22 protein-coding genes are annotated in these 22,276 nt (G+C 29.5%); 20 read left to right on the top strand and 2 right to left on the bottom strand.

Translation table 11 applies throughout. The features are described 5' to 3' along the window. Positions 1-79 precede the first annotated feature (79 nt). From CRN98_RS08615 to CRN98_RS08575, 9 genes are all read left to right on the top strand, one after another. The gene (locus tag CRN98_RS08615; RefSeq protein ID WP_097027022.1) at positions 80-775 is read left to right on the top strand and encodes a cyclic nucleotide-binding domain-containing protein; all 696 of its coding nucleotides are present in this window, start codon (positions 80-82) and stop codon (positions 773-775) included. A 223-nt stretch (positions 776-998) separates the two neighbouring features. Further along, positions 999-3,176, top strand: a complete 2,178-nt coding sequence (locus tag CRN98_RS08610) for an EAL domain-containing protein (protein WP_097027021.1) — start codon at positions 999-1,001, stop codon at positions 3,174-3,176. A gap of 256 nt (positions 3,177-3,432) precedes the next feature. Next, a complete protein-coding gene (locus CRN98_RS08605; RefSeq protein ID WP_097027020.1) occupies positions 3,433-4,434 on the top strand; it encodes a 2-hydroxyacyl-CoA dehydratase family protein in 1,002 nt (333 codons plus the stop codon). Then, on the top strand, positions 4,431-5,192 hold the full coding sequence (locus CRN98_RS08600) for an acyl-CoA dehydratase activase (protein ID WP_097027019.1): 762 nt from the start codon (positions 4,431-4,433) through the stop codon (positions 5,190-5,192). Before CRN98_RS08605 ends, CRN98_RS08600 begins: the two co-directional genes overlap by 4 nt. 17 nt (positions 5,193-5,209) lie before the next feature. Beyond that, positions 5,210-5,641: a 6-carboxytetrahydropterin synthase QueD gene (gene queD / locus CRN98_RS08595; RefSeq protein ID WP_097027018.1), complete on the top strand. Its 432-nt coding sequence runs from the start codon at positions 5,210-5,212 to the stop codon at positions 5,639-5,641. Position 5,642: 1 nt separating this feature from the next. Next, a complete protein-coding gene (gene queE / locus CRN98_RS08590) occupies positions 5,643-6,308 on the top strand; it encodes a putative 7-carboxy-7-deazaguanine synthase QueE (protein WP_097027017.1) in 666 nt (221 codons plus the stop codon). A gap of 4 nt (positions 6,309-6,312) precedes the next feature. Continuing rightward, a complete protein-coding gene (gene folE / locus CRN98_RS08585; RefSeq protein WP_097027016.1) occupies positions 6,313-6,903 on the top strand; it encodes a GTP cyclohydrolase I FolE in 591 nt (196 codons plus the stop codon). A 22-nt stretch (positions 6,904-6,925) separates the two neighbouring features. Continuing rightward, a complete protein-coding gene (gene queC / locus CRN98_RS08580; protein ID WP_097027015.1) occupies positions 6,926-7,582 on the top strand; it encodes a 7-cyano-7-deazaguanine synthase QueC in 657 nt (218 codons plus the stop codon). 198 nt (positions 7,583-7,780) lie between these two features. After that, on the top strand, positions 7,781-8,326 hold the full coding sequence (locus CRN98_RS08575; protein WP_097027014.1) for a carbonic anhydrase: 546 nt from the start codon (positions 7,781-7,783) through the stop codon (positions 8,324-8,326). Positions 8,327-8,586: 260 nt separating this feature from the next. On the opposite strand, the gene CRN98_RS08570 is transcribed toward CRN98_RS08575, so the two are convergent. After that, positions 8,587-9,027, bottom strand: coding sequence for a GyrI-like domain-containing protein (locus CRN98_RS08570; protein ID WP_097027013.1), 441 nt, complete (start codon positions 9,025-9,027; stop codon positions 8,587-8,589). 344 nt (positions 9,028-9,371) lie between these two features. On the opposite strand from CRN98_RS08570, the gene CRN98_RS08565 reads away from it, so the two are divergent. The 4 genes from CRN98_RS08565 to CRN98_RS08550 all read left to right on the top strand — a co-directional run bounded on the left by CRN98_RS08565 (position 9,372) and on the right by CRN98_RS08550 (position 14,681). Further along, the gene (locus CRN98_RS08565) at positions 9,372-10,067 is read left to right on the top strand and encodes a response regulator transcription factor (protein ID WP_097027012.1); all 696 of its coding nucleotides are present in this window, start codon (positions 9,372-9,374) and stop codon (positions 10,065-10,067) included. 4 nt (positions 10,068-10,071) lie between these two features. Continuing rightward, positions 10,072-11,313 (top strand): sensor histidine kinase, encoded by a 1,242-nt coding sequence (locus CRN98_RS08560; protein WP_097027011.1) that lies wholly within the window; start codon positions 10,072-10,074, stop codon positions 11,311-11,313. Positions 11,314-11,500: 187 nt separating this feature from the next. Further along, positions 11,501-12,181: an ABC transporter ATP-binding protein gene (locus CRN98_RS08555; protein ID WP_097027010.1), complete on the top strand. Its 681-nt coding sequence runs from the start codon at positions 11,501-11,503 to the stop codon at positions 12,179-12,181. Positions 12,182-12,197: 16 nt separating this feature from the next. Further along, the gene (locus CRN98_RS08550) at positions 12,198-14,681 is read left to right on the top strand and encodes an ABC transporter permease (protein WP_097027009.1); all 2,484 of its coding nucleotides are present in this window, start codon (positions 12,198-12,200) and stop codon (positions 14,679-14,681) included. Positions 14,682-14,967: 286 nt separating this feature from the next. Here the strand turns inward: CRN98_RS08550 and CRN98_RS08545 are convergent, their stop codons facing one another. Then, positions 14,968-15,855 (bottom strand): hypothetical protein, encoded by an 888-nt coding sequence (locus CRN98_RS08545; protein WP_097027008.1) that lies wholly within the window; start codon positions 15,853-15,855, stop codon positions 14,968-14,970. Between the two features lie 584 nt (positions 15,856-16,439). Between CRN98_RS08545 and CRN98_RS08540 the strand changes: the two genes are divergently transcribed. The 7 genes from CRN98_RS08540 (at position 16,440) to CRN98_RS08510 (ending at position 22,263) form a co-directional block, all read left to right on the top strand. Beyond that, complete coding sequence (locus CRN98_RS08540) at positions 16,440-17,624, top strand: YgeY family selenium metabolism-linked hydrolase (protein WP_097027007.1); 1,185 nt, start codon at positions 16,440-16,442, stop codon at positions 17,622-17,624. A 765-nt stretch (positions 17,625-18,389) separates the two neighbouring features. Further along, positions 18,390-19,640: a Y-family DNA polymerase gene (locus CRN98_RS08535; RefSeq protein ID WP_097027006.1), complete on the top strand. Its 1,251-nt coding sequence runs from the start codon at positions 18,390-18,392 to the stop codon at positions 19,638-19,640. 15 nt (positions 19,641-19,655) lie between these two features. Then, positions 19,656-19,919, top strand: a complete 264-nt coding sequence (locus CRN98_RS08530) for a hypothetical protein (protein ID WP_097027005.1) — start codon at positions 19,656-19,658, stop codon at positions 19,917-19,919. A gap of 134 nt (positions 19,920-20,053) precedes the next feature. Continuing rightward, positions 20,054-20,590 carry a toll/interleukin-1 receptor domain-containing protein gene (locus tag CRN98_RS08525; RefSeq protein WP_097027004.1) on the top strand — a complete coding sequence of 179 codons (537 nt, stop codon included), beginning with the start codon at positions 20,054-20,056 and terminating at the stop codon, positions 20,588-20,590. Positions 20,591-20,633: 43 nt separating this feature from the next. Further along, positions 20,634-21,413 carry an EFR1 family ferrodoxin gene (locus CRN98_RS08520; protein ID WP_097027003.1) on the top strand — a complete coding sequence of 260 codons (780 nt, stop codon included), beginning with the start codon at positions 20,634-20,636 and terminating at the stop codon, positions 21,411-21,413. A 24-nt stretch (positions 21,414-21,437) separates the two neighbouring features. Then, positions 21,438-21,671, top strand: coding sequence for a hypothetical protein (locus CRN98_RS08515; RefSeq protein WP_097027002.1), 234 nt, complete (start codon positions 21,438-21,440; stop codon positions 21,669-21,671). Between the two features lie 154 nt (positions 21,672-21,825). Continuing rightward, on the top strand, positions 21,826-22,263 hold the full coding sequence (locus CRN98_RS08510) for a MarR family winged helix-turn-helix transcriptional regulator (protein WP_097027001.1): 438 nt from the start codon (positions 21,826-21,828) through the stop codon (positions 22,261-22,263). Positions 22,264-22,276 lie beyond the last annotated feature (13 nt).

Below are 22,276 nucleotides of genomic sequence, written 5' to 3'. Positions count from 1 at the left end.
AGTTGTAAGGGATTATGACATATGTCATAATTGAGAGAAAATATAAGCTAATTGTTATATGAGTTTGAAGGGAGGAACTATGATAAAGATTAATGATTTAAAGTTACTAGATAAGTATATTTTGAAATATGGAATTACTGATATATTCACTAATGATATGAAGCCTTTAATGGAATTGTTTCTTTTTAAAAAGAATGAACATATTTGCAGGGAAAGTGAAGATATTAATTATCTTTTTTTCTTTGTAGAAGGTAAAGCAAAAGTGTATACTACACTTAGTAATGGAAAATCCTTACTACTTTGCTTTTATCAAGATTTCAAAATTTTAGGGGACTTAGAAATTATCAATCCTCAAAATGCTTCTTCAAGTGTACAGGTTATAGAAGATGCTTATTGTATAGGTATTTCTTTAGAAAATGCAAGGACATACCTGCTTAATGATGTGAAGTTTTTAAAATTTATGTGCAACTCTCTAGGTGAAAAATTAAATAGATGTTCAAAAAATAGCTCTATAAACTTACTTTATTCTCTTCAAAATAGGTTAGCTAGTTATATTCTTGCTACTGGAGAAAGAGTAAACAATAATGGTGAAATGATAATAGAATTTAATGAAAATTTAACTGAGATATCAGAACTCTTGGGAACAAGTTATAGACATTTATTGAGAACACTAGACCTTCTCTGCTTAAAAGGACTTATAAGAAAGAAGCATAATTATTTTCAAGTAATAGATGAGATAAATTTAAGAAAGCTTGCAGCAGATTTATATAAATGATTTAAAATGTTTTTATGGTTCATTTAAGTAATCAATTTAATATTTTTTATTAGGTGAATTTTTTTATTGCATTATGATATTTTTGGTAATATAATATAATTGGTATGTTTTGGCAAAATCATAAAAAAATAAGGACTATAGAATTTTATTAAGACTGTTAATTTACATTTTAAGGATTGGACAGGCGTGTTATGCCTGTTTTTTTGGTTAATAGGGGTGAATTATGACTAAGCATATTGAAAATCATTTACTAATATCTTCAATTATTATCACTATTTTTATTGGAGCAATTATAATGTTCACAGTTAAAGAACATAGTGATATAAAAACTATGTATGAATTAAATTTAAGCAATAACAATAAGGAGTGTATTTACTTTATTAATCAACAAATTTCCTATGAAAAATTATCTGTACAATCTAAGGGGAGTGTAATAGCAAATCTTCTAGGTAATTCTCTAGAGGATACTTTAACAGATAATACAAATATAATATCAAGTATATTTAAAGATAAAAACTTATTATCCGATACGCCACATAATATATATTTTGTTGATGATTTATCTGGTAATAAGATTAATTCAAATGGAATAGTAAAACTAAGTTATATGGAACATGATTTAAGAGAAAGAAATTGGTACAAAGATGCCCGAAAATCAAGGATTCCTATTGTAAGCAATGTTTATACTGATATAGCCACTGAAAAACCATGCATAACAATAAGTTACTCTATATACAAAGATGATAAATTTATTGGTGTTGTTGGTGAGGATATACTACTAGAAAATATATATAATTTACTTGTAAAAAAAGTATATGATTATGACATATATTTAGTATTTAGTGCTCACAATGTAATAATTTCATCATCTGGGAATTCAATAGATAATAATATTAACGAAATTAAAGATAAATGGATTGGAATAAATAATAATATTTCAGGCTACATAAATTATAAAGATATTAATAATAATGAGATATATGGATGTTACAATAACATGAAAGATTTACAATGTAAAATATTTGTTTTTACTAAACCCACTATAATAGGTAATGAAAAGAATGTGTCAAATTTTCGTATCATAGCTATAGGTAGTATTATTTGTTTATTACTTCTTATACTTGCAAATTATTTTATAAATAGATTTTATAATTTTAGTGATTTAACGGGTTTTAAAACAAAAAACAAATTATATACTGACATCATAAGAAATGCTAAGTATTGTGACAATGCTAGCTTGCTAATAATTAGTATTAAGAAATTAAGCAACATTAAATTTGCATATGGAAGAAACTTATATGAAATAGCTATAAATAAATATGCAAAATTAATAAAAGAACTCTTTGATAATAGGGCAACTTTATATAGCTATAGTGATAAATCTTTTACTTTGTTATTTAAAGATGGAAATAAAGAGGAGCTTTTAGATTTTATTGATAAAAATTTATCAAAGTTGGAATATAGGGAATTTAATATAAAAAATAAAAGTATTGAAATAGAATCATTTTTGGCATTTATAGATATAAACAAATTGGAAATGGAAAACGCTAATGATAGTTTATTTAAGATAGAAAAAATAGTAGATGATTTAAAATATGGTGAAAATAAGTATATATGCTCTAGTTTAGAAATATTAGCAAAAGATATAGAAATAGATAATAATAAATTGATATTATTAAAAGAAGCAATAAAGGAAGAGAGATTGGTACCATTTTTTCAACCAATAATCGATATAAGAACAAAAGAAGTAGAAAAATATGAAGTGCTTATGAGAATAAAATATGGAGAAATTTATTTGAATCCATATCCTTTTATTGTAATTGCTGAAAAAAATGATTTGATAGAAACCGTTGATTTAATAATAATTGAAAAAGCATTATATTATAAAAGTAAAATAGATAAAGAAAATAAATTAGTTTTTGCATTTAATTTATCTGTAAAAGAGATAGATAATATTAATTACTTAAGAAAAATTGATTCAATTGTAGATAAATATAATATTAAACATGAAAATATAGTATTTGAAATTACAGAAACGGAAAATATAAAGGACTTTAAAAAATTTACTTCAATAATTAATGAATGTAAAAAGAATAATTATAGATTTTCAATTGATGATTTTGGAACAGGTTTTTCGTCCATGGATTATTTTAAAAAATTAGATGTAAATTATCTTAAAATTGATGGTTCATTTATTAAAGAAATAAATGATAAAGAGGAAAATTCATATATTGTTCAGGCAATTGTAAATATGGCAAAAGCCTTTAAAGTAAAAACCGTCGCAGAATTTGTAGAGGATAAAGAAATACTGGATACTATTGAAAAATTAGGTGTGGATTTTTCACAGGGCTATTACACAGGTAGACCTGACATTAATATCAACGTTACCGAAGAAATTTAAGTTTATAAAATAAGCCGATTAATGTGTAATAAAATGCATTGATCGGCTATTAAACTTGACTTAAGGAAAGTTTTATAGTAAACTGTAGCCAAATAAAAAGTAATAAAGACAGTTCGTAACCATCCTGTCTATAAACAAAACTAGGACGTAACTACCGGCTTAGGTAGTTTTTTGTTTATGGGGGGCTTATGCCCTTTTTTATTTGCAAAAAATAAAAATTATAGATATATAATTCCTAAGGTAAGGAGAAATTATAATGAAAAAAATAGGTTTAACTACAACAGTACCAATAGAAGTTATAATTGCTGCAGGGTATACACCGATAGATTTAAATAATATTTTTATAACCTCAGAGAATTATTTGAAATATATAGATATAGCTGAAAGAGATGGATTTCCTAAAAGCTTATGTGCTTGGATAAAGGGGATTTATGGAGTATGTCTAGAAAATAACATTAAAGAAATAGTTGGAGTTATGGGGGGAGATTGTTCTAATACTAAAGCACTTATTGAAGTACTTCAGTTACGAGGAATAAAGGTTTATCCATTTTCCTTTCCAAACAGTCATAATCTTAAGGATGTAGAAAATGAAATAAAAAGATTTATGGATATCTTCAATGTGAATCAGGAAGAAGTTGAAGCAGCTAGAAAAAAATTAAATGAAATTAGACAATTAGGTAAAGAAATTGATGAATTGACATATAAGGAAAATAAGGCCACTGGTTTTGAAAATCATCTATATCAGGTGAGTTTAAGTGACTTGAATGGAGACATAGATTCATTTGAAGCTGACCTTAAAAAGGTCATTGATGACATTAAGAAGAGACAACCAATAAATAAAAAACTAAGATTAGGGTATATTGGGGTTCCTCCAATGACTGGAGATATATATGAGTTTGTTGAAAATTTTAATGCTCATTTTGTATATAATGAGGTTCAAAGAGAATTTGCTTTCCCTAGAGGAGATAAAGCTTTAAATATATTTCAGCAGTATTACGACTATACTTATCCTTATGATACTGAATTTAGAATTAAAGAATTAAAAAAGCAAATTGAAGATAGAAAATTAGATGGTATAATTCACTACACTCAGGCTTTTTGTCATAGAGCAGTAGAAGATATAGTATTAAAGAGTCAATTGAATATTCCAATCTTAAATATTGAAGGAGACAAGTTAAATACATTAGATGCAAGAACAAAACTTAGATTAGAAGCCTTTCTTGATATGCTTCTTGATTTAAAGGAGGCTGAAAGATGAAAATATTAGGAATAGATCTTGGAAGTAGAGAAGTTAAGATTGTTTTAATGGAAAACAATAATATAATCCAAAAGAAAAAAGTAAGTACAATGAGTTTTTATAGAGATTACTGCAGCTTTGATGGTAAGATTATTGTAGATTTAGAAAAGCTTAATATAGGTGAAGTTGATAAAGCAGTGTCTACAGGTTACGGAAAAAACAATACTGATTTAAGACTCTTTACGCCAATAAACGAAATAAAAGCTCATACTTATGGAGCTATTTATCAAGCTAATTTAAAAGACTTTATACTTTTGGATGTAGGGGGTCAAGACGTTAAGGTAGTTAAAGTAGAAAAAGGTATCACTACGGATTTGGAGCTTAATGAAAAATGCGCTGCTTCCTGCGGCAGATATCTAGAAAATATGGCAAATGTACTTGAAATATCCCTTGATGAAATGAGTAAATACTCAGAGAATCCTGTGGATTTAAATTCAACTTGTGCAGTATTTTCTGAGTCGGAGCTCATTGGTAAAATAGCTGAAGGTGTAGGTATAGAAAGATTATGTGCGGGGGTTAATTACTCTCTATATAAAAGATTACAGCATCTTTTAACTAAATTTAGAGGGGAAAAGCTAGTTTTAACTGGCGGTGTTGCTAATAACACTGCAATAAAGGAATATCTTAAGAATGATTATGAAGAAATAGTATCCGTAGAAGAACCTCAATTTAATGGAGCAATTGGATGCTGCTACTATGGAAGTAAGATTTTAAGATAAATTTAGGAGGAGTAAATATGTACATTTTAAAAGCAGATCACAGCTTTGATAGTGCTCATTTCCTTGCTAATTATGAAGGAAAATGTGGTAACATCCACGGACATAGATGGAAAGTTGAAATTGAAGTGCAGTCAGAAACATTAGTAAAGGGCGGCCAGCTTGATGGCATGGTAATTGACTTTGGTGATTTAAAAAGAGATATTAAAGCTGTTATAGACTATTATGATCATGCATTAATAATTCAAGAAGGAACTATGAGGGAAGAAACATTACGCTGTATATGCCAGGACGGATTTAAAGTTATAGAAGTAGATTTCAGGCCAACAGCAGAAAATTTTGCAGCATTTTTCTTTAAAACAATGAAGGATAAAGGATACAACGTAAAAAGAGCTACGGTTTATGAAACTCCTACTAATAGTGCAGTATATGAAGAAAGTGAGGGGATTTAAAGTGCATTTAAAGGTAGTTGAGAAGTTTATTAGTATTAATGGCGAAGGGCTACTTTGCGGACAATTAGCAGTATTTATAAGATTTGCAGGGTGTAATTTAAACTGCAGCTATTGTGATACCACTTGGGCCAATGAAAAAGATGGACCATATGATTTAATGTCTTGTAATGATATATATAAGTACATTAAATCCACAGGTGTTAGAAATGTAACTTTAACAGGGGGAGAGCCTCTTCTTCAAGAAGGAATAATAGAACTTTTAGAGGTTCTATCTAAAGATAAAGAAATTCAGGTTGAAATAGAAACTAACGGAACTATACTTTTAAATAAGTTTGCTACAATAGAAAATGCACCAAGCTTTACCATGGACTACAAGCTTCCATCAAGTAATATGGAAGATAAAATGACAATAGAAAATTTTAATTATTTAACTAAGAAAGATACAGTTAAATTTGTATCTGGAACTATTGAGGATTTAGAAAAAGTTAAGTATATAATAAATAAGTATAATCTTGTAGATAAAGTTAGTGTTTATATTAGTCCTGTATTTGGGGAAATTCAAATGGAAGATATAGTAGAATTTATGAAGCATAATAAAATGAATGGAGTTAACTTACAGGTACAACTTCATAAAATTATATGGGAACCAAGCAAAAAGGGGGTATAATAGCATGGCAATTGATGTAAAAGCAATTGAAGAACATATAAGGGGTATCTTGGTAGCTTTAGGTGATGATCCTAATAGAGAAGGGCTAAAGGACACGCCTAAACGTGTAGCTAAAATGTATGAAGAAGTGTTTAAAGGAATGTGCTTTACTAACGATGAGATTGCAGAAATGTTTAATACCACTTTCGAGGATGATTTATCTATAAAAGAAAATTCTAATGATATAGTTTTTATGAAAGACATAGAAATATTTAGCCATTGTGAGCATCATTTAGCATTGATGTATAACATGAAGGTGGCAATAGCATATGTGCCTAATGGAAAAGTTATTGGTTTAAGTAAAATAGCAAGAATAGCGGATATGGTAGGTCGCAGGCTGCAGCTTCAAGAGAGAATTGGAAGTGATATAGCAGAAATCATGGAAAAGATAACTGGATCAGAAGATGTAGCAGTTATTATAGAAGGTGAACATGGTTGTATGAGCACTAGGGGAATAAAAAAGCCAGGAACTAAAACAATATCAACTACTTTAAGAGGAAGATTTAATACGGATACAATTTTAAATAATAAGTTGATGATGCTTTATACTAAATAAAAATTTAAGGGTGGTATAATAAATGAACAAGAAAAAAGCTATAGTAGTATTTAGTGGTGGACAAGATAGTACAACTTGCTTATTTTGGGCAAAGGAAAAGTTTGAAGAAGTTATAGCAGTATCCTTTGATTATAATCAGAAGCATAAACTAGAACTAGAATGTGCTAAGGATATATGTAAAAAATATAATGTAGAACATCATATTTTAGATTTAAATTTATTAAATCAATTAGCACCAAACTCATTAACTAGACAGGATATAACTGTTGATAAAAATGCACCAACGGAGGGAGTACCTAATTCATTTGTAGATGGAAGAAATATGTTATTTTTAACCTTTGTTGCAGTATTTGCAAAACAAAGAGGAATAAACACTATTATAACTGGTGTTTCTCAAAGTGATTTTAGTGGATATCCAGACTGTAGAGATGTGTTTATAAAATCCTTAAATGTTACATTAAATCTAGCTATGGATTATGAGTTTGAAATTCTTACTCCTTTAATGTGGATAAATAAAGCAGAGACTTGGAAAATGGCCAGTGACTTAGGAGTTCTTAGTATTGTGAAAGAAGAAACCCTAACTTGTTACAATGGAATAAAAGGAAATGGTTGTGGAGAGTGCCCAGCTTGTAAATTAAGAAAAAATGGATATGTAGAATTTAAAAGAGAATATTTATAATGAAAAGGGACGGTTAACAACTAACTGTGATTTTATCAGACAGTTGTTAACCGTCCCTTTGGGCATTACACATTTTCAGACATTAAAAAAAGACTTGGCTTGAGCTGTTAAATATACTATAGTAAACTATATACTTAAAGAAGATAATAAAGACAGTTTGTAATTACTTCTATGTATATAAAGTAAGGAGGGCTATTTATGAATAGATTAATAAAGGTATTAGATAAAAAGGACATATCATCACAATATATAAACACTCCAATTGAAAAGTTGTTACAATATCATAATTTGGGGTATGATATTGAAAAATATACTAAGGCTGAACTCTTAGTAGGAATGTGCATGGATAATCGTAAACAACTTAGGATTCCAAATAATTTTGCGTATATTTTACGAACAGGCGGAGGAAATTTGAGATATAGCGAATTTAAGGTATCCTATGCTGTTGCTATTGGAGGAATTAAGACCATAGCTTTAATAGGTCATAATAATTGCGGAATGGTAAATTTAATATCTAAAAAGGAGAATTTTATAAAAGGATTAGTTGAGAATGCTGGATGGGATGAAAAACATGCAGAAGAACATTTTACAAGTTTTGCTCCAATGTTTGAAATTGAAAATGAAATAGATTTTTTATTGAGTGAAACAAAAAGGTTAAGTGAAAAGTATCCAAACATATCAGTTGTACCGTTATTTTATAATGTAGATGATAATCTTTTATATTTAATTGAAGAAAGCAAATAAAATTTTCATTTTGATATTTATGGGTAGCAAACTTAAACTTGCTACCCGTTTGGCATCCATGAAATAATTATTATTAAATATTCTAATTCTATGCTTTTGTATGGATTTATCCGATGGCAACCATCCGTAATACTCCCATCCTCTTAGGTGGGAGATAACGGATGATACGCCCCTGGATAAGTGATTCTAAGACTCAGCTGGAGATAAGTATTCTTCATAAGCAAACTCCACCTGAGTCTAAGAATCACTTGATCTTGGTTTTATTTTAATGAAATATAAATATCGATGTCTGCATTCTCCCAGTCACTATTAAGATATTCCTCAAAATCTCCTGTGAAACTTCTGTCTAAGTCCATTTGCCAGATTTCTCCCCAAGCCTTTGCAACTGCTTTTTCCATATGTCCATGAATAGAAAACTTGGCATATTTTCCAGCAGGAATGATTTTTACAGTCAACTGGTCATTGTCTGCTTTTGAAACCTCATTGCCTGCAGTTACACAGTATTGGTCATTTGAGTAGTCAGAATAAAGTCCAATAGCATACTCGTTAACTTTATTTTTGATCATAGAGTGTACGCCACCTTCATATAACTTTACCCAAAGACCAGCTATGACTTCACCCATTTTAGGATTATTATTGCTTGTAATTGCGCTAACACCTACAACAATTTTTTGCTCCAAATTTACGATTTCATAATTCATTTTGAATAACCTCCATATATTTGATAAGGCCATTATACGTTATAGAATAGGACAACTATATGTCATATTAAAGATAATATTTTAACATTTTTGCAGTTTTTACAAAATTAAAAATCTCATCCTTATACTGTTTCCAAACATGCGGCATAATAGCCCTAAAACATCTCTTGTTAGAAGTTAAACATTTATCTTTATAAATGCAATTAGCCCAGATGATTAAATATTGCTGTTAACTGTGACCAATTTGCTATATGCATGACAAGTGTGTTAATAATTGTAATATAGATGTATAATCTAATTAAAATGAAAATATTAATTGTAATTTTAAAGTAATGGAGGAATGTATGAATAGATTACTATTAGTTGAAGATGATGAGGCATTATCAATGGGCATAGAATTTACTCTTAAAGATGAAGGCTATGAAGTTTTTAGTGCTTCCACTTTAGAGGGGGGAAAAGCACTCTTTGAAAGAGAAGATTTTGATTTAATAATATTAGATGTAAATTTGCCAGATGGTAATGGATATGAGCTTTGTAAGCACATAAGAACGAAAAGGGATGTACCAGTAATATTTTTAACTGCTCTAGATGAAGAAGTAAATGTAGTGCTTGGCTTTCAAATGGGCGGAGATGATTATATAACTAAACCCTTTAGAGTAAAGGAACTGCTGCTAAGGATAAAAGCAATTTTGAGAAGAAATTGTAAGACAGCGGTTTCTGAAAATAAGTTGGTGAGTGGAGATATTATTATAGATACATCCATGGCGCTTGCTAAAAAAAATGGCAAGGAATTAGCTCTTACAGCTCAGGAATATAGACTGCTTCTAATATTTATGTCAAATGCAAATGCCTTAATGAAAAGAGAAAAAATATTGAGAGAGCTAATGGATGGAGCGGAGGCTTTCTTTGATGAAAATACCCTTTCTGTGTACATAAAAAGAATGAGAGAGAAGATAGAAGAAAATCCTAAGGAGCCAAAGTATATCGTAACTGTAAGAGGGCTGGGGTATAAGTGGAATAAGGAAGTAGTTAAGGAGTAGTGTTATGAAAAGATACTTTAATAATCCAGAAATAAAGAAGAGCTCTAGTATATTTCTCTTGATAATGATTATATTCTTAACTTGCAATTATTTTATGATAAAGTCTTATAATGAAAAACTAAAAAGTAATTATGTAAAGGCTTTTGCAAGTGTTACAGCTAATATAGTTGAAGCTGATCCAAAGCTTGAAAAAGAAATAGTACCACTTTTGACAAGGGAAGTAAGTAAGGAAGAAGAGACAAAAGGCAGAGAAATTTTAAGACAATATGGATTGAGCGAAAAGTTAGATATAAGTTTATTCCCTTATATAAAGGAGAATTTTAAAAGCATGGAAGTAGGTATGCTTAGTGCAGGAATTATCCTTACAATGCTGCTTTTTATTCTTAACTATCTTCAGCATGGTTATTTTTATGAAAGTATGAGAAACTTTAGCTTAGCAGCTAAAAAAATTGTGGAAGGAGATTACAATTTAAAACTTAGTGAAGAGAAGGAAGGAGATTTATCAAAGCTCACAAAATCCTTTAATTCCATGGGGGAGGTTATTAGGGGAAACCTATTTGCTCTTAACAAAGAAAAAAGGTTTTTAGTAGATTTACTTTCAGATATTTCTCATCAGTTAAAGACTCCTCTCTCTACAATGATTTTATATAATGATATTCTTTTAAATAAGAATTTAACAAAAGAGCAGCAAACTACTTTCTTGAAGAATAATGAAAATCAGCTTAATCGTATGAGCTGGCTTATTTTAAGTTTGCTAAAGCTTGCTAAAATAGATGCTAATGCCATAGAACTTGATATGGAGGAGCAGAGCTTAAATGAAACTATAGAAGAAACTCTGGAAATACTGGAAAGCAAAGCTATGGAAGCTAAGATTGAGGTAGAACTTATATCAAAGGATACTGTAATCTTAAAGCATGATAGGCTATGGCTACAAGAAGCACTAAGTAATATAGTTAAAAATGGAATAGAACATGCTTACGAAGGTGGAAGGGTAACCATCAACATAGAAGACAACCCTATATATACAAGAATAATCATAAAAAACACTGGAGAATCTATTCTAGAAGAAGATTTACCCCATGTATTTAAGAGGTTTTATAAGAGTAAGAAATCACAAAAAAGTGACTCCATAGGAATTGGGCTGGCATTAGCAAAGTCAGTAGTTGAAAGGCATGGGGGATACATTGAAGTTACAAGTAAAGATCATGAGGGAACAAGTTTTATAATTACATTTTTAAAATATTGAAGTTATCTTACTAAACTGTAAGATAACTTTTTTCTTTGTAAGTAGGCTGTCATGGAGCCTTTGTCTAAATAAGATTATAATAATATCATTGAGAAAAGGCAGATTAGAATTGAATGTTAGAAGCTAGTTCTAATTTTAATTAATAGATATCGTTTTAAGGATAGAAAATATATTAGGAGGTAGAAAAATGGAGATATTAAAGGTTAAAGGTTTAAAAAAGATTTATGGAAAAGAAGGAAATAAAGTAGAAGCACTAAAGGGTGTGGATTTAAGTATAAACAAAGGTGAATTTGTAGCTATAGTGGGGGCCTCGGGTTCCGGTAAGAGTACTTTACTTCATCTTTTAGGAGGATTGGATAGACCTACTGAAGGAAAGGTTATTATTGATGGAGAGGATATTTATAAATATAAGGAAGAAAAGCTTGCTATATTCAGAAGAAGAAAAATAGGGTTCATTTTTCAGTTTTTTAACCTATTACCAATACTTGATGTAGAAGAAAACATTGCATTGCCAGCTTTACTTGATAACGATAGGGTAGATAAGGAGTATTTAGCTGAGATAATAAAGCTTTTAGGTCTAGAAGATAGAAAAAATCATTTGCCATCAGAGCTTTCAGGAGGCCAGCAGCAGAGGGTATCTATAGGAAGAGCACTTCTTAATAAACCTTCTATAATACTTGCAGATGAGCCTACTGGAAATCTTGATAGTAGCAATTCTAAGGAAGTTATCGAGCTTTTAAAGTTTTCAGCAAAAAAATATAATCAAACCTTAATTTTGATTACTCATGATGTTAATATAGCTTCTAGTGCAGATAGGGTAATAACAATTATGGATGGAAGAATAGTTTCAGATAAATATTTGAAATAGATTAGAGGTGGAAAATATGATTAAGAGTTACAAGGAGATAACAGGAAAATATCTAATAGGAAACAAAAAAAGGACAATACTTACTTTAATTGGGATTATATTATCAGTTGCTTTAGTGTCTTCCATAGGATTTTTCCTAAAGAGTATGCAAGAGGCACAAGTGCAGGATATGAAAAATACTTATGGTTCCTGGCACATTATGTATTCTAAAGCTGATGATGATCTTATCACTAAAATAAAGAGCAATCCAAATGTTTTAAGAAGTGGTACCTATGCAAAAGGAAAAGAAATAAATATAGGTAGTAATCTTAAAGGACAAGAAATATTTGTAACAGATGAGGGGGTAAAACTACTACCATATACTCTTAAAGAAGGTAAGTTTCCAGAAAATGGTACGGAAGTAGTTTTAGAAAGTTGGTTTCTTGGTAAGATAAATAAGGATGCAAAGCTGGGAGACACTATAAAAATATTAGATAAAGAGTACACTTTGGTGGGAATATTAAGCGATACTTTTATGAGTCAAAGTTCGGGAATAGGAGAAATAATTACAAACAATTCTGATGTAAATGAAAATGAAAGAATTTTACTAGCGGAGTTACATGTTAATAAAAAGCTAGGAGCAAACCTTGATGAGCTTAAAAAGTTATCAGATGAGAAATCAGTGATGAAAAATGTTAATTTACTAGCAATGCAAGGCGAAGGATTCCCTAAGGAATTATTAGGCTCATTGTCAGTAATAATTGGAATTGTAATAATTGCAACTATAGCTGTTATATATAATGCTTTTCAGATAAGTGTGGTGGAAAGGGTTAAACAATTTGGTCTTTTAAGGGCTGTAGGAACTACTCCAAGACAAATAAGAAAAATTATATTAAGAGAAGCTACCTTTCTTGCAGCTATAGGTATTCCTATAGGGCTAGTTGGAGGAATAATTGCTTTATATGGAATAGATTTAGCCTTTAAAATTATAGGCAAGGGTGAGCTTGTTTTCATTAAGCCAACTATTACGATAGATGTTTTGATTATAAGTAGTATTATTGGATTACTTTCAATTTATGCATCAGCAATGATTCCAGCAGTATTTGCAGGAAGAATTTCACCACTAGTTGCAATCAGCAGCAGAAATTCTATAACAAAAGAAAAGATAAAGAAAAGAAAGAGTTTGATTATAGGAAGAATTTTTGGATTTGAAGGAGCTTTAGCTTCAAAGAATATAAAAAGGAACAGAAAAAGATATAGAACTACTGTATTTTCAATAGTAATCAGCGTAACTTTATTTATAACCTTTAAAGCTTTTATGGATATGTCATTAAATGTTTATAGTGAAATGAATGAGTCCAACAATGTACATTTCTCAGTAGTAACTTCTGGAGATGATAATACTAAAAGTGTTGAAGATAAAGTTATAAGGAACATAGAAAGGCTGCCTGAAACACAAGTTTCGTATAAGGTATATAATCCAAAGTTTTTTCATGCAGTTATAGATAAAACTAAGGAATTAGATCCTATAAAGACTATAGGTGGAGTATACAAGGATATAAAATATCAAGGAAAAGATAAGACTTTGGTCAATGCTTCCTTAGTTGTTTATGATGAAGTTTCTTTAGAAGTTGGAAAGAAGCATTTAAAGGAAGGAAGTATAAGTGCTGATGAATTAAACAATGAAAACGGAGTAATTATAGTAGGAAAAAACAGAGTATATAATGAAAAAACGAAGAATAATTATTACGGACCTGTAACGGATTTAAAGGTAGGAGATGAAATACTTCTCCAAAGCAATGAAAATAGATTTAATGAAGAGGGGAATACCTCTGAATTTGGAAAGGGAGATGTAAATAAAGTTAAAGTCTTGGCTGTTCTTGAAAGCAACCCCTTTGATTTTAGAGGATATGAAAAGGATATTAAAATAATAACTACAGAAAAGGTTGCTGAAAAGTTAATAGGCAAGGATATAAAGCCTTCAGCGTTAAACATAAAGCTAAAGGATGCAAAGGCAGAAGATGCAGCTAAAAAAGATATTGAATCTATAATAAGTGGGGAAGGGAATTTAAAGCTTATAAATATTATAGATCAAAATAGAAAAACAAAAGCGTCTATATTGATGGTTAAAATTTTATTATTTGGCTTTGTTGTGGTGGTATCATTAATAGGCAGCGTTAATATTATTAATACGCTAACCACAAATTTAATATTACGAAGAAGAGAGTTTGCAGCATTAAAGTGTATTGGGCTTACTCAAAAGGGACTTAAAAAAATTATAACCCTTGAGGGAATGCTTTATGGAATTGTAGGAAGCTTATATGGTTCAATAATAGGGTCCTTATTATCCTATGCTATCTATAAAGGTATGAATAATGTAAGAGAGCAAAGTTACAAAATACCTATGGATTCCATAGCTATTGCAGTAGCGGGGGCTATGATCATTGGCTATATTTCTGTGCAGGCACCTCTTAGAAGAATGAAAAAGGATAATTTAATAGATGTGGTAAGAGAAGAATAGTGCCACCCACATGGCAAGTGGCAAGTTAAAAGCATCTGCAATTTGCAGGTGCTTTTTTCATAGAAAAAAGCCTATGAAAATCGCGCTGAAATCACTGTTTCAATAAGTAATAGCTTATTAAAAGGAGTAATTATTATTTATTGAATAAAAGTTAGCACAAAAAATAGTTGATACCTTCTTATCTTTTTAGATGAGAAGGTTTTATTATATTTAGATTAAATTTAAATATAATAAAGAGAAAAAAGGGACGGTTAACAAATAAAATAGTTGTTAACCGTCCCCGTTTTTACGCGCTTAAATTAGATTTCTCACTACTCATAAGTTTATCTTTTACAAATATAGATAGAGCTCCAAATAAAACCATAGAGGTAAATAACTCAATAAAGTGACCAAACCTTATAGCTCCAGGCATGTACTGATTTGAAAATAACAATGGAGAGGATATTAATACACTAAACAATAGGGAAGATATTAAATATTCCATACTCTTTTTAACGGCTAAGGAATTTATAATTATAAGACCTATAGCAGCCCATAAAAATCCTCTAAAGATTTGAAATAAGGGCAGCCAAGTATCATTACGGAGCACGTTTGCTAAATGATTAAACATATTTAGAATATCACTAGAACCTGTATAGAAAACTCTTATTTCTGAAAATTGCCAAGCTACAAAGTATCCAAATATAAAGTAAATAAAAGTGTAAGCAATTGATAAAATAGCCATGTAAGCAATGGGCTTAGGAATAGAGGAGTTTTTTATAGGGACAACTAGTCCTTTTTTAAATTTACCTAATATAATAACTGCTACAGTTGAAAAAATAATTGAATTTAGAGCGCCACTTATAATAACTTTTATAATAACCTTTATTGGCATATTGATTGCAGAATTAAAATATAGGGTTTCTATTTGTGTCATAAAGTATTGTATACTGAAAAAAATTAAAGACGTTACAGCAATAAGCTTTATTCTATTAAGTCGTGAGTTAGCAATAAACAAAGCAATTATAACTGTGTTCATAAAGCTATAAGCAAGTATTGGTAAAATTGAGGTGTTAGCTGCATCTGAACTGCTGCTAATGCCCACAATAGATGAGCTTACAGCTAGACTCATAAACATCACAATTACTAAAAATGCTAGTTTGAGAAAGCCTTTAAAAATACATTTTATTTTCATTATAATTAGTCCTCCAAATTATTATTATTTTGATTTGTAACATTGAATTACGAAAATTTATTTTTTATACTAATAATTTATGATAATAATTACAGTATATGATTACTTTGAATTAATAATAAATGAAAAAGGTAAGAGATGCTTAGCAGCTATTTATTCATTTTTGCTAACAACTGTTAATCATCTCTTTAAACTTAGGATGGTAGATCTACTAAGTGTATTATATTTATCATTTTGGTAAGTTTATATAGTGAATTGTTAAATTATTACATGACGTACTATATACATGGCTAAATTTTATCATTTTAACAATTATTATCACTATGATAGTAATAATGTGTTAATTTTTCTACCAAATTAATAATTTTATCAATTTGATAGAAATTTATAGATAAACAAATTTAATTATAATAGAGTTTATCAAATTTATAAAAATAGATTTATAAATTTATCAATTTGTGAAATACAAATTAATATTGTTGGCATAAACATTGCTTAATATATTTTCAGGGGGATGAAAGTTAATGGAATCTATGGTGAAGTAGTAAGAATTGATTACATATTAGTATGAGGGGGAATTGCTAATGTTACCAAAGGAAAACCAAGAAAATGTTATTAAAGTGTGCCAAGAGCTTATCAAAGTTAAAAGCTACTCAGGTAAAGAGGGCCAAGTAGTAGAAAAGTTAAAATCTATATTTAACGATTTAGGATTTGATAGTTTTTATGTTGATGAATATGGAAATATAGTGGGGTGTATAAAGGGAAATAAGCCAGGTAAAAGGGTATTATTTGATGCTCATATAGATACTGTAGAAGTAGCAGATAGTTCTAAGTGGACAGTAGACCCTTTTGGTGGAGAAATTATTGATGGAAAGATATATGGCAGAGGAACTTCCGATATGAAGGGTGCTTTATCAGCTATGCTTTGTGGAGTATCAAACTTTGCAAAGAGAAGTAATAAGGAATTTGAAGGCGAGCTTTATGTGGCAGGAGTAGTTCATGAAGAGTGTTTTGAAGGAGTTGCTTCAAGAAAGATAAGTGAAAGGGTAAAACCCGATTATGTAGTAATTGGAGAAGCTTCAGAATGTAGCTTAAAAATAGGACAAAGAGGCAGAGCGGAAATTATTGTTGAAACCTATGGAAAGCCTGCTCATTCAGCAAATCCTCAAAAAGGAATAAATGCAGTGTATAAGGCATCAAAATTAATTGACAAGATAAGAAAAATGGAAATGAGCTATGATGAAGAATTGGGACATGGAATACTTGAATTAGTTGACATAAAGTCATCTCCATATCCAGGAGCTTCTGTAGTGCCAGATTATTGCAGAATAACTTATGACAGAAGGCTTTTAGTTGGTGAAACAAAAGAAGAAGTTTTAAAACCAGTATTAGATTTAATTGAAGAAATAAAAAAGGATGATCCGGAATTTAATGCTAAAGCTTTTTATGCAAGAGGAGAAGAAAAATGCTATACAGGCGAGAAGATTTCTGATGAAAGATTTTTCCCAGCATGGAAGTATTCAAGGGAAGATGATTTTGTTAAGGAATGTTACAGTTCTCTAAAGGAGTTAGGCTTGAATCCAATAATAACATACTACTCTTTCTGTACAAATGGAAGTCACTATGCAGGAGAAGCAGGAATCAAAACAATTGGATTTGGACCATCTCGTGAAAATTTAGCTCATACCATTGATGAACATATAGAAATTCATGAACTCATAAAAGCTACTGTGGGATATGAAAGTATTTGCGAAGCTTTATTAAAATAAAAGGATTTAAATTTTTAAAATAAAAAAACAATGTATTATATTTTTATGATTGAGCACAATAATAGCATAAGGAACATGACAGTTGAGCGAAGACTTATATATGCTCTTAGGTTTTGGGGTGTATATAGGTCGAACAAAGATCTTACATAGATCTATAAGGGTCTATGTATGGTCGGCGATAAGATTTTATACTGTGAGATAAAGCTTTATTATAGTTGATTTTGAAAAATAAATTCATTATAATGAGGCTGAAACTTATAGTATAAGGTCGAGTTAAGATTATATGATGTATTGAAATAGATTTTATAGGGTCGAGAGATTCTATAAGGTTTATTATATATGTTATATAGTTGAGGAAATCATTATTATAGGTTGTGATTTGTTTTATTATAGTCGAAAGATTATAACAAGATAATAAACTATCTATATTAGTGCAACTTAGATTGTTATGTTCTTTAGATGTAATATTAGCTCTAAAAAGTTAATAACTTTATAAAAACTAATATTATAAAATGAGTATAAATCAATTACTCATAAAAACCAGAAATTCTGATACTTTATAAAATAAGGTATCAGAATTTTTTTTATTGCATTTGTTTTTTCTCCTTGATAATAATAGCCAAATTGTCGTTTTAATTTACCGTTTTTAATTGAGGCATAATTTTTTTAAAAAACCTCTTATAAAAAGTATAAAAATGGTATATAATATATACGAACGTATGTTCTGGAAGTGATCAATTAAATTTATTAAGAGGTTGATGGTTTATGGGTACATTAATTTTTCACGTTGATGTAAATAGTGCATACCTTTCTTGGGAGGCAGCTTATAGGCTTCAGCAAGGAGAGCAATTAGATCTTAGAACAATTCCATCTGTGGTAGGTGGAGATGAGTCAAGTAGACATGGTATTGTTTTGACAAAGTCAATTCCTGCAAAGGAATATAATATTCGAACCGGTGAAACTTTGTATAATGCTAGAATAAAGTGCCCCGAATTAGTAGTGGTGCCGCCAAGATACTGGTTGTATATGCAATGCAGTTCAGCTATGCATGAGATATTACAAGAGTACACACCTAACATACAAAGATTTTCTGTGGATGAAAGTTTTTTAGGTTTTTCTGATATGGAAAATTTATATCCAGATTATATGAAGCTTGCTGAAACTATAAAAGAAAGAATAAAGAATCAATTAGGGTTTACAGTAAATATAGGAATATCAAATAATAAACTGCTTGCAAAAGTTGCTTCAGACCTAAAAAAGCCAGATAAAATACACACCCTATTTCCACAGGAGATAAAGGAGAAAATGTGGCATCTTCCAGTTGAAGATTTATTTATGGTAGGTAGAGCCACAACTCCTAAATTGCACAAATTAAACATTAATACAATAGGAGATTTAGCAAATTATGATGTAGATATACTAAAAAGTATTTTAAAAAGTCATGGAGAGTTAATATGGAATTATGCTAATGGTATAGATAATTCAAAGGTGAGAAAAAGTAATTATATTGATATGAAAGGTATAGGAAACTCTACAACAATTCCCTTTGATGTAGAAGATAAAGAAACAGCACATAAGGTACTTTTATCTTTATGTGAAACAGTAAGCATGAGACTTAGAAATTCAGGTAACTGTTGCAAGGTGGTTTCAGTATCAATAAGAGGCAGTGATTTAATATCTTATTCACGCCAAAAGAAGTTAACTACAGCTACAGATTCCACTAGAAAAATATATGAAGTAGCATGCCTACTATTTGATAATGTATGGAAGGGTAATAAGGTAAGACATTTAGGGGTGCATATAACAGATTTTTGTAAAAATGATTTTTATCAATATAGTATACTTGATTCCTTTAATTATGATAAGGATAGAGAATTAAACAGGGCAGTGGATGAAATTAGATTAAAGTATGGTAATAAAGCTATCATGAGATCATGCTTTCTGCATTCAGGCTTAAGTTCAATGTGTGGAGGTATAGGAGAAGAGGACTACCCGTTAATTAGCTCTATGTTATAGGGGAAGGTGAGATTTATGAAAATCATAGCAAGGCCGATCGAAGTAGTTTCTTACACCAGCAATAAAGGTGATGTAAGGCCTTTAAGATTTAGACTGCAAATGGAGGATGAAACCATAAAGGTAATAAAAGTTGATAAAGTTATTGTAAAAGAAACCGAAAAGCTTGCTGGTAACATCATGCTTGTATTTAAGTGCCAAAGCTTAATTGATGATGCAATGAAACTTTTTGAAATTAAGTATGATTTAAAAACCTGTAGATGGATGCTTTATAAAATTTAGTGCCACTCACATGGCAAGTGGCAAGCTAGATATAGGATTGTACTAGGATATGAAGATTTAATAATTTAAAAATAAGTAAAAAACTTAAGGGTACAGAATAAAATTTATTATTGATTACAGGGAGATGAGGTTACATGAATAACAATATTTTTCTATCCTATTGTTGGAGAGACGAGGAAATTGTAAATGAAATAGATAACTACTTTAAAAGTAGACAGGTTATATTTCAAAGGGATAAAAGAGATATTGAAACTTGGGAAAGTATAAAAGTTTTTATGAAAAGAATAAGAAAAAGTAGTTATGCAATATTAGTAATTAGTGACAGCTATTTAAAATCTATAAACTGTATGTATGAAGTACTAGAAGTCATGAAGGATGAAAATTATAGGGAAAGAATACTTACTGTAGTTCTAAATGATGCTCTTATATATGATGCGTTAGGTAAAGCTAAGTATATAAAATACTGGAAAGAAAAATACAGTGAATTATATGATACAATAAAAGAAATTGATGATAATCAAAGTACCATAAAATTATTAGAAGAACTTAAAAAAACTAAAGAGATAATGAATAACATTGGTGAATTTATGGCAATAGTATCTGACATGAACAATCCGTCCATAAATAATGTGTGCGAAGAAATAACAATTAAGTTAAAAAATAATAGCTAAGGATAATAAAATAATAATTAATATATAGAAAAGGGAGTTTATCATGATATTTTATTTTTCAGGCACTGGCAACTCTTTAGAGGCAGCTAAAAGCATTGCAAATTACAACGATGAAAGATTGATTTCTATATCAAAAGAAATGAACAGCAAGGATGTGAGTTTTGAATATACTTTAAAAAGTAAAGAAACCATAGGCTTTGTATTTCCGGTTTATGCTTGGGCACCGCCTAAGATGGTTTTAGAATTTATTGAAAAACTAAAGTTTAATAATTATAACAATAATTATATTTTTTCTGTAGCAACTTGCGGAGAAAATATAGGAAACACTATGAAGGTTCTTGATAATTACTTAAATAAAAAGGACATGAAATTAAGTAGTGGATTTTCACTTGTAATGCCTAATAACTATATTATTATGGGTAATGTTGATTCAAAAGAGGTTGAAAGTAAGAAGCTACAGTCTGCAGAAGAAACCTTGAAAAATATTAATAAGATTATTAAAGAAAAAAGAACAGGCATATTTCAAATTCAAAAGGGACTCTTGCCAGGAATATTGACATCAGTCATAAATCCCTTATTCAATAAACATGCCATGAATACAAAAAAATTCAATGTAAATAATAAGTGTACTGGGTGTGGATTATGTGAAAGAGTATGTAATTCTAAAACCATTAAGGTTAAAGAAAAGCCAGAATGGGGAGATACATGTACACAATGTCTAGCATGTATTAATCTTTGTCCAGTAAAAGCTATTGAATATGGTAAGAGCACACAAAACAAGGGAAGATATAAAAATCCAAATATAAATATAAGTGAGATGTAAATAACAATTTAAGGAGAAAAAACTATGAGAGTAATATTTGAATTTAAAGACTCAAGTGGAAAAGTACTTACAGAGAATAATATAGAAAAACAATTAACCAATGAGGAGATTCTTGTAATCTTAAATAGTAAGGAAGTAGCTTATCCAGTAAATGATGGATTTTTGTTTACAGTTAAACACTGTGTAATTGAAAATTCTATATATGATATGTTTGCGGAACCTTATAAATTAAAAATAAGTCTTAGAGAAAGGCTATAGGGCAAGTTGTTCTATAGATTTTTGTATATGTTTAATGCAGCTATAGATGTGCATTGGAGCATAGCAGGATTTAAGTCTTTAATTAAATTTACTTGCAGTGAAATTCGATATTTGTTATGCTTATATAAGAAAAAGTTAGGAGGCTAACTAATTTATGAGGGAAAAACCTGAGGATTGGATTGGATATTGGATTAATAAGATTGATAGATCTATGAAAAATGTTCATGATAAAAGGTTTCAAAAGTATGATATAACTACATCACAAAAATCAATTTTATATCAGCTTTGGAATAAGGATGGACTTACTCAAAAGGAAATCCAAGAAAATTTATGCTTAAAAGCAGCTTCTGTTTCTGGACTTGTAGATATATTATTAAAAAAAGGCTTTATATATAGAGAACAGGATGATGAAGATGCAAGATTTAAAAGACTTTATCTAACGGAAAAGGGAAGAGAACTGAAAGATATATCTATAACAATTTTAAAAGAGATTGAAGATGAGGCTTCTCAAGGGTTTTCTGATGATGAAAGAATAATTTTTATATCCTGGATGAGAAAGTTATATAATAATCTTAATGCTATAGAAAAATAAGTATATAGCATAT

The organism is Clostridium peptidivorans, assembly GCF_900205925.1.
Classification (GTDB): Bacteria; Bacillota; Clostridia; order Clostridiales; family Clostridiaceae; genus Clostridium_AK; species Clostridium_AK peptidivorans.
The sequence above is the reverse complement of the archived record's forward strand: the minus strand, read 5'-3'. Positions and strand labels throughout refer to the sequence as shown.

What these genes read in the sequence shown, in the direction of transcription:
- CRN98_RS08615 (WP_097027022.1), top strand. Translation starts at nt 80, where the DNA reads ATGATAAAGATTAATGATTTAAAGTTACTAGATAAGTATATTTTGAAA.
- CRN98_RS08610 (WP_097027021.1), top strand. Translation starts at nt 999, where the DNA reads ATGACTAAGCATATTGAAAATCATTTACTAATATCTTCAATTATTATC.
- CRN98_RS08605 (WP_097027020.1), top strand. Translation starts at nt 3,433, where the DNA reads ATGAAAAAAATAGGTTTAACTACAACAGTACCAATAGAAGTTATAATT.
- CRN98_RS08600 (WP_097027019.1), top strand. Translation starts at nt 4,431, where the DNA reads ATGAAAATATTAGGAATAGATCTTGGAAGTAGAGAAGTTAAGATTGTT.
- queD (WP_097027018.1), top strand. Translation starts at nt 5,210, where the DNA reads ATGTACATTTTAAAAGCAGATCACAGCTTTGATAGTGCTCATTTCCTT.
- folE (WP_097027016.1), top strand. Translation starts at nt 6,313, where the DNA reads ATGGCAATTGATGTAAAAGCAATTGAAGAACATATAAGGGGTATCTTG.
- queC (WP_097027015.1), top strand. Translation starts at nt 6,926, where the DNA reads ATGAACAAGAAAAAAGCTATAGTAGTATTTAGTGGTGGACAAGATAGT.
- CRN98_RS08575 (WP_097027014.1), top strand. Translation starts at nt 7,781, where the DNA reads ATGAATAGATTAATAAAGGTATTAGATAAAAAGGACATATCATCACAA.
- CRN98_RS08570 (WP_097027013.1), bottom strand. Translation starts at nt 9,027, where the DNA reads ATGAATTATGAAATCGTAAATTTGGAGCAAAAAATTGTTGTAGGTGTT.
- CRN98_RS08565 (WP_097027012.1), top strand. Translation starts at nt 9,372, where the DNA reads ATGAATAGATTACTATTAGTTGAAGATGATGAGGCATTATCAATGGGC.
- CRN98_RS08560 (WP_097027011.1), top strand. Translation starts at nt 10,072, where the DNA reads ATGAAAAGATACTTTAATAATCCAGAAATAAAGAAGAGCTCTAGTATA.
- CRN98_RS08555 (WP_097027010.1), top strand. Translation starts at nt 11,501, where the DNA reads ATGGAGATATTAAAGGTTAAAGGTTTAAAAAAGATTTATGGAAAAGAA.
- CRN98_RS08550 (WP_097027009.1), top strand. Translation starts at nt 12,198, where the DNA reads ATGATTAAGAGTTACAAGGAGATAACAGGAAAATATCTAATAGGAAAC.
- CRN98_RS08545 (WP_097027008.1), bottom strand. Translation starts at nt 15,855, where the DNA reads ATGAAAATAAAATGTATTTTTAAAGGCTTTCTCAAACTAGCATTTTTA.
- CRN98_RS08540 (WP_097027007.1), top strand. Translation starts at nt 16,440, where the DNA reads ATGTTACCAAAGGAAAACCAAGAAAATGTTATTAAAGTGTGCCAAGAG.
- CRN98_RS08535 (WP_097027006.1), top strand. Translation starts at nt 18,390, where the DNA reads ATGGGTACATTAATTTTTCACGTTGATGTAAATAGTGCATACCTTTCT.
- CRN98_RS08530 (WP_097027005.1), top strand. Translation starts at nt 19,656, where the DNA reads ATGAAAATCATAGCAAGGCCGATCGAAGTAGTTTCTTACACCAGCAAT.
- CRN98_RS08525 (WP_097027004.1), top strand. Translation starts at nt 20,054, where the DNA reads ATGAATAACAATATTTTTCTATCCTATTGTTGGAGAGACGAGGAAATT.
- CRN98_RS08520 (WP_097027003.1), top strand. Translation starts at nt 20,634, where the DNA reads ATGATATTTTATTTTTCAGGCACTGGCAACTCTTTAGAGGCAGCTAAA.
- CRN98_RS08515 (WP_097027002.1), top strand. Translation starts at nt 21,438, where the DNA reads ATGAGAGTAATATTTGAATTTAAAGACTCAAGTGGAAAAGTACTTACA.
- CRN98_RS08510 (WP_097027001.1), top strand. Translation starts at nt 21,826, where the DNA reads ATGAGGGAAAAACCTGAGGATTGGATTGGATATTGGATTAATAAGATT.